Source organism: Amycolatopsis sp. NPDC059027 (genome assembly GCF_042739735.1).
Classification (GTDB): Bacteria; Actinomycetota; Actinomycetes; order Mycobacteriales; family Pseudonocardiaceae; genus Amycolatopsis.
In genome coordinates this window covers 121756-128519 of the sequence record NZ_JBHYIK010000006.1, presented here as the reverse complement: position 1 = coordinate 128519, position 6764 = coordinate 121756, and the positions used below count along the sequence as shown (strand labels likewise).

General features: G+C 71.9%; 7 protein-coding genes. 1 reads left to right on the top strand and 6 read right to left on the bottom strand.

All coding sequences use genetic code 11. From position 1 onward, the window contains the following. Positions 1 to 91: 91 nt before the first annotated feature. The 5 genes from map to ACFWY9_RS06215 all read right to left on the bottom strand — a co-directional run bounded on the left by map (position 92) and on the right by ACFWY9_RS06215 (position 5060). Positions 92 to 946: a type I methionyl aminopeptidase gene (map, locus tag ACFWY9_RS06235; protein WP_378330486.1), complete on the bottom strand. Its 855-nt coding sequence runs from the start codon at positions 944 to 946 to the stop codon at positions 92 to 94. A 38-nt stretch (positions 947 to 984) separates the two neighbouring features. Next, positions 985 to 2802 carry a penicillin-binding transpeptidase domain-containing protein gene (locus ACFWY9_RS06230; RefSeq protein ID WP_378338291.1) on the bottom strand — a complete coding sequence of 606 codons (1818 nt, stop codon included), beginning with the start codon at positions 2800 to 2802 and terminating at the stop codon, positions 985 to 987. Positions 2803 to 2888: 86 nt separating this feature from the next. Next, complete coding sequence (locus tag ACFWY9_RS06225) at positions 2889 to 3743, bottom strand: GNAT family N-acetyltransferase (protein WP_378330488.1); 855 nt, start codon at positions 3741 to 3743, stop codon at positions 2889 to 2891. Between the two features lie 80 nt (positions 3744 to 3823). Next, positions 3824 to 4228 carry a VOC family protein gene (locus tag ACFWY9_RS06220; protein WP_378330489.1) on the bottom strand — a complete coding sequence of 135 codons (405 nt, stop codon included), beginning with the start codon at positions 4226 to 4228 and terminating at the stop codon, positions 3824 to 3826. 4 nt (positions 4229 to 4232) lie between these two features. Then, a complete protein-coding gene (locus ACFWY9_RS06215) occupies positions 4233 to 5060 on the bottom strand; it encodes a helix-turn-helix domain-containing protein (RefSeq protein ID WP_378338290.1) in 828 nt (275 codons plus the stop codon). A gap of 113 nt (positions 5061 to 5173) precedes the next feature. On the opposite strand from ACFWY9_RS06215, the gene ACFWY9_RS06210 reads away from it, so the two are divergent. Beyond that, positions 5174 to 5428, top strand: a complete 255-nt coding sequence (locus ACFWY9_RS06210; RefSeq protein ID WP_378330491.1) for a hypothetical protein — start codon at positions 5174 to 5176, stop codon at positions 5426 to 5428. 4 nt (positions 5429 to 5432) lie between these two features. Here ACFWY9_RS06210 and ispG read toward each other — a convergent pair whose 3' ends face one another. Further along, on the bottom strand, positions 5433 to 6584 hold the full coding sequence (ispG, locus tag ACFWY9_RS06205) for a flavodoxin-dependent (E)-4-hydroxy-3-methylbut-2-enyl-diphosphate synthase (protein WP_378338289.1): 1152 nt from the start codon (positions 6582 to 6584) through the stop codon (positions 5433 to 5435). Between the last annotated feature and the right edge of the window lie 180 nt (positions 6585 to 6764).

Sequence of the window (6764 nt, the reverse complement as noted above, 5' to 3'; positions counted from 1 at the left end):
CTACGGGCGCCCCGGGCGGGCGCCCAACCCGCACCCCGGGCTGTGGGGGGGGGGGGGGGGGGGAGCCGGGCCCGCCCCCCGCCGCCGCCCGCTACGGCAGGGTGAGGATCTCCGCGCCGTCGGCGGTGACCACCAGGGTGTGTTCGAACTGGGCCGTCCACTTCTTGTCCTTGGTGGTGACGGTCCAGTCGTCGTCCCAGATGTCGTAGTCGATGGTGCCGAGGGTGATCATCGGCTCGATCGTGAAGGTCATGCCCTCCTCGATCACGGTCTCGACCGAGGGCTCCTCGTAGTGCAGCACGGTGGGCGCCGTGTGGAAGGCGGGGCCGACGCCGTGCCCGGTGAAGTCACGGACGACGCCGTAGCCGAAGCGCTTGGCGTAGGACTCGATGACCCGGCCGATGACGTTGAGCCGCCGCCCCGGCCGCACGGCCTTGATGGCGCGCATGGTCGCCTCGCGGGTGCGCTCGACCAGCAGCCGGGCCTCCTCGGAGACGTCGCCCGCCAGGAACGTAGCGTTGTTGTCGCCGTGCACGCCGCCGATGTAGGCGGTGACGTCGATGTTGCAGATGTCCCCGTCCTCGATGACCGTGGAGTCCGGGATGCCGTGGCAGATGACCTCGTTGAGCGAGGTGCAGCACGACTTCGGGAACCGCCGGTAGCCCAGCGTCGACGGGTAGGCCTTGTGGTCGAGCAGGAACTCGTGGACGACCTTGTCGACGTCGTCCGTGGTGGCGCCGGGCTTGACGGCCTTGCCGCCCTCCTCCAGCGCCTGCGCGGCGATCCGGCTCGCGACCCGCATGGCCTCGATCACCTCGGGCGTGCGCACGCCGTTGCCGGAGTCCCGTTTCGGCGCGGGCTTGTCCACGTACTCGGGACGGGCGATGGTGGCGGGGACGGCGCGGCGCGGCGTCTGGACGCCGGGCGTTAATGGAGCACGGGACATGCCCTCCACCCTACGACGCCCCGCACGGGCCGTGTTCCTCAGGAACCGCTCTTCAGGAACCGGCGCGCGGCTTCGACCGCCGGTTTCGACGAGCCCGCGTCGGTGAGCAGCACGGCGAAGGCGAGATCGCCGGCGTATCCGACGAACCAGCCGTGCGCGTGCGTCCCGTCGCCGAACTGGGCCGTCCCGGTCTTGCCGTGGACGTCCGGGAGGTCGCGCAGCCCGGTCGCGGTGCCCTCGGTGACGACGTCGCGCATCATGCCGCGCAACGCGTCGAGCACCTCCGGGCGCGGCGCGAGGCCGGTGCCGCTCGCCTTCCCCGGCTGCCCCCGCACCAGCGACGGCACGGGGACCCGGCCGGACTGGACGGCGGCCGCGGCGAGCGCCATCCCGAACGGGCTGGCCACGACGGTGCCCTGGCCGATCGCGTTCTCCGCGCGCTGCGCCACCGTCTCCGCGGGCGGCACCGAGCCGGTCACCGTGGTCAGGCCGGGGACGACGAAGTCCGCCCCGATGCCCAGAGAGCGAGCGCTGTCGGTGAGCGCCGCGGGCGGCAGGTCGGTGGCCAGCCGCGCGAACGTCGTGTTGCAGGAACGGGCGAACGCGGTCGAGAGCGGCACGGAACCGAGGGCGAACTCTCCCTCGTTCGGCACGGTCCGGTTGGCGAACGTCGCGGTTCCGGGGCAGTCGACGGGACTGCCGGCGCCCACCGTGCCCGCGGACAGCGCGGCGGCCGCGGTGACGATCTTGAACGTCGACCCCGGCGGGAACCGGCCGGAGAGCGCGAGCGAGCCCTGTTCGTCGGCCGCGTCGTTCTGGGCGACCGCCAGTAAGTCCCCTGTGGACGGTCGCACCGCGACGAGCGCCGCGGCCGCCGGTACCGGCTCCAGCGCCTTTTCGGCCGCGGACTGGAGTTTCGCGCTCAGTGTGCTGGTCACCGCAGGCGGCGTCTTCGCGGCCTGCAGGTACAGCTCGCCCGCCTCTCCCCCGCCGGCGTCGAGGCTCACCACGCGCCAGCCCGCGGCGTCCGCTGCCTGCTGCTCGACGAGAGACCGCACCGCGGGCAGCACCTGGCGCCCGGTGTCGCGGGTGGCCGGGAGCAGCCGCTCCTGGCTGCTGAAGCGCACGCCGGGCAGGTCGTGGATCGCCGGTTTGACCCGCTGGTAGTCGCTCGCGCGCAGGGTGAGCACGGGGTACGCGCCGCCGGGTTTGGTGGCCTTGATGCCGTCGAGCACCGACTTCCCGGTCAGGCTGGGTTCCACGGCGTGCAGCGCGGAGCCGAGCCGGGTGGCGACGTCCTCGGCGTCCGAGGTCTGCGCCGGGTCGACCACTACGCCGACGACGGGTTGCGGCCGCAGCAGCGGAGCGCCGTCGCGGTCGAGGACCGGCTCCAGCCGCGCGGGCGCCGGCCGGATCGCGAGGCTCTGGCCGTCTTCGAGTTCGGGGTGGACGACCTGCGGCTGCCAGTGCACCTGCCAGCCGTCCTGCGCGGAGCGCACCTGCGCGGAAGCGGCGTAGGACCACTGCCGTCCGCCGGGGAGACGCCAGGTCAGCCGGTAGGTCCCGGTCCCGGAGGTGCCCGCCTTGTTGAGGTGCCGTTCGGTGACCTCGACCGACTCCGGCGCGAGGGCGGTACGGACCTGGGTCAGCGTCGCGCGGGCGGCGGCGGGGGCGTCGGTCGCCTCCGCCGCCGCGGCGATGTCCCCGGAAGCGACAGCGGCGAGGAACCCTTCGAGCACGTCGTCGGGTTCCCGCGCACCACACGCGGTGAGGGGGACGACGGCCAGCAACGCCAGCGCGAGTCCCGCGGTACGACGTCGGGCAGGGTGGCGAGGGCGCGGTGGAGCGGGGCGCATGGGCCCGGATGGTGCCAGTTCGCCGTGGCTGTCGCGGGTCCGCAACGCCGACCCGGAAGAGCGAACGCGCCGTCGGAACAGGGCTGTCAGAACAGGACGGTCGCGTACTGGCCGACCTGCTTGAACCCGATCTTGCGGTACGCGGCGAGCGCGGGGGCATTGTAGCCGTTGACGTACAGGCTCGCGGTGCGGCCGAGGCCGCGGACCAGGCGGGTGGCGACCGCCGCCGTGCCCGCGGTGCCGATGCCGTCGCCGCGGCGTCCCGGATGGACCCAGACGCCCTGGATCTGCCCGACGGTGGCCGACATCGCGCCGATCTCGGCCTTGAACACGACTTCGCCGTCCTCGAACCGGGCGAACGCGCGCCCGCCCGCGATCAACTCGCTGACCCTGGCGCGATAGCTGGCGCCGCCGTCGCCGCTGCGCGGGTCGACGCCGACCTCCTCGATGAACATCGCCACGGCGGCCGGGAGGTAGCGCTCGAGCTCGTCCGGACGGACCGCGCGCACCCGGGGGTCGGCCGCGACCAGCGGCGGCCCGTCGAGCGCCATCAGCGGCTGGTCGTCCCGGATCTCCCTGGCCGGGCCCCATTCCCCGGACAGCTCGTCCCACAGCCCGAGCACCTGCTCGGCCGGGCCGACCAGCGACGAGCAGTTGCGCTGGCGCCGTAGCGCCCGGTCGGCGAAGGAACGCAGCGCCGAAGCGTTGCCGCGCAAGGGAATCAGGTTGGGCCCGGAGAAGCACAGCCCCTGCAGGCGGGACGCGCGGATCGGCCGCGAATCGGCCGCCCAGAGCTCACCACCGAGCCGCCACGGGTCGAGACCGGCAGCCTCGACCCGGGCGCTGACCATGCAGCTGCCCACCGGGTCGGCGGCGAGCGCGGCACGGACCGCCGGATAGTCCCGATCATCGAGCAGCCGTGCACCTGCAAGCCGCAACACGTGTCTAGCCTGCCAGATGAAGCCCGTGAACGGAACGCAAGCCTATGTATACGCTCGGACAAACCTGGTGCGTACAGCGGCTACGGCGCCCCGCGGTAGGTGCCGATGGTCCAGGCGTTGCCCTCCGGGTCGCGGAGGCTGAAGGTGTGCGAGCCGTAGTCGGTGTCGTGGAGGCCGAGCGTGATCTCCGCACCGGCGGCGCGGACGCGCTCGTGGATCTCGTCGACGTGGTCCGAAACGACGTAGGCGGCGCCGGTGCCGGGTTTCATGCTGTCGTGCACGCCGTCCTGTTCCGGCCTGACGCTGCCGAGCATGACGCCACCGCCCTCGGGCCAGCGCAGTTCGGCGTGCTGGACGAGGCCGTCGTCGCCCGAGACCACCAGGGCCTCGCGGAACCCGATGACGTCGACGAGGAAACGGATGGCGGCGGGCGCGTCGTCGTAGCGGAACGCGGGCCGGACAGTCGGTGCTGGTGTTTCGGTCATGTCCTCAGTCTGGTTCGCCGAAGACGTCGGAGTCTTGGAGGAACGGGAGCTCCTCCCGGATCCACGTCCGCGGCGTGCAGCCCGCCAGTGCCCGCCATTCGTTGGACAGATGCGCCTGGTCGTAGAACCCGGACGCGACGGCGATCCCGGCGAGGTCGACCGGCTCGCCGCGACGAATCAACGCGCCGGCCCGTTCGAACCGCAGCACCCGCGCGACCTGCTTCGGGGCAAGACCGACTTCGGCGCGGAACCGTTCCCCGAAGTGACGCCGGCTCCAGCCGATCTCCTCGGCGAGTTCGCCGACGCGAACCTGACCGGCCGTGCCTCGCATGCGCCGCCAGGCCTCGTCGAGTTCCGGTGCGGGCTCGACCAGTTCCTTCGCCCGCGCGGCGAGGACGTCGTCGAGGATGGCGAACCGCTGCTGCCACGTCGGCGCCTCGACGAGCCGCTCGGGCAGGCTCGCGAGATCCGGCAAACCCAGTTCGTCGAGACTGACGACGTAACCGCTCAGTTCCGCCGCGGTGACGCCGAGCAGCGTCCGCACGCCGAGCGGGTCGAGTTCGAGGTGGATCCCGGCCTGGACGAGGTCCTGCTGGATCAGGACGGCTTCGGTGTGCAGCCCGCCGACGAAGGCCTGCGCGCGTTTCGTGTACTCGGGACGCGGGCCCGCCATCCGCACCGGCTGCTCCAGGCTGATGATGAGCGTCACATGGCGTGACGGCAGGCCGCGGTGCACCGGCAGCGTGACGTTCTGCTGCGCGTAGCCGACGTAGCGCGCGACCAGCGGCCGCACCACCGGGTGCGGCGTCCGGACGGCCCAGCTGACGCTCATGCGCCCAGCGTAGGCCGTGCTGTTCGGCAGCGGGACTTCACCGAGGTTTGCTAACACGGACGAGGGCGTTCTCGTCCCCATTACACGTCCCCGCCGCACAAAAGGAACGACCGATGACCATCCAGGAGCAGGCACATCAGCTGGAGCAGCTGGCCGAGCAGGTCCCGACCGGGGTCGCGCTGGCGACCAAGAGCGAGCTGGAGGACCTGCGGTCCCTTGTACTCGGGGTGCTGGGCGAGACGTCGACGGCCATCGCGATCCAGGGCGCCATCGAACTCGCCGGGCAGCAGGTCGACGAGCTGACCGCGGCGCTGGAGAACGTCAAGATCCAGATCCGCGACGCCGCCCAGCACCACCTTCAGGGTTAGGCCCTCATCCGACGGTGACGACCGGCTCACCTTCGCCGGCGGTCTCGCCCGCCTCTTCGGCGATGCGCATGGCCTCCTCGATGAGGGTCTCGACGATCGCGTGCTCGGGCACGGTCTTGATGACCTCGCCCTTGACGAAGATCTGGCCCTTGCCGTTGCCGGACGCGACGCCGAGGTCGGCCTCGCGTGCCTCGCCGGGGCCGTTGACGACGCAGCCCATCACGGCCACGCGCAGCGGGATCTCCATGCCCTCGAGGCCCGCGGTGACCTCGTCGGCCAGCTTGTAGACGTCGACCTGCGCGCGTCCGCACGACGGGCAGGAGACGATCTCCAGCTTGCGCGGGCGGAGGTTGAGCGACTGCAGGATCTGGGTGCCGACCTTGACCTCTTCCACCGGCGGCGCGGACAGCGACACGCGGATCGTGTCGCCGATGCCCTGACGCAGCAGGGCACCGAAGGCGACGGCGGATTTGATCGTGCCCTGGAACGCCGGACCGGCCTCGGTGACGCCGAGGTGCAGCGGGTAGTCGCACTGCGCGGCGAGGATCTCGTAGGCCCGCACCATGACCACCGGGTCGTTGTGCTTGACCGAGATCTTGATGTCGTGGAAGTCGTGCTCGGCGAACAGCGACGCCTCCCACAGCGCCGACTCGGCGAGGGCTTCCGGCGTCGCCTTGCCGTACTTGTCCATGATCCGCTTGTCCAGCGAACCGGCGTTGACCCCGATCCGGATCGGCGTGCCGTGGTCCTTCGCGGCCTGCGCGATCTCCTTGACCTGGTCGTCGAACTTGCGGATGTTGCCCGGGTTCACCCGGACCGCGGCGCACCCGGCCTCGATCGCGGCGAAGACGTACTTGGGCTGGAAGTGGATGTCCGCGATCACCGGGATCTGCGACTTCTTCGCGATCGCGGGCAGCGCCTCGGCGTCGTCGGCCGACGGGCAGGCGACGCGCACGATGTCGCAGCCGGCCGCGGTCAGCTCGGCGATCTGCTGGAGGGTGGCGTTGACGTCGGCGGTGAGCGTCGTCGTCATCGACTGGACCGAGATCGGGTACTCACTGCCGACGCCGACCGGCCCGACCTGCAGCTGGCGGGTGGGGCGGCGCTCGGAGAGGACGGGCGGTGGCAGGGCTGGCATACCTAGCGCGACGGTCACGGTCCCCAGCGTACCTACTCCGACCGGGGAGCCTTCACCAAGTCAACCGTGACGGTGAGCAGCATTACGGCCGGTGCGAAGCGGGGCGGGGGGGGGCCCGCCCCCCCCGGGGGGGGCGGAGGTGGCGACAGAGAGGCTGTGTGTCGTTAGGCGGGGGCGGGGGTAGGGGGGGTACACCCC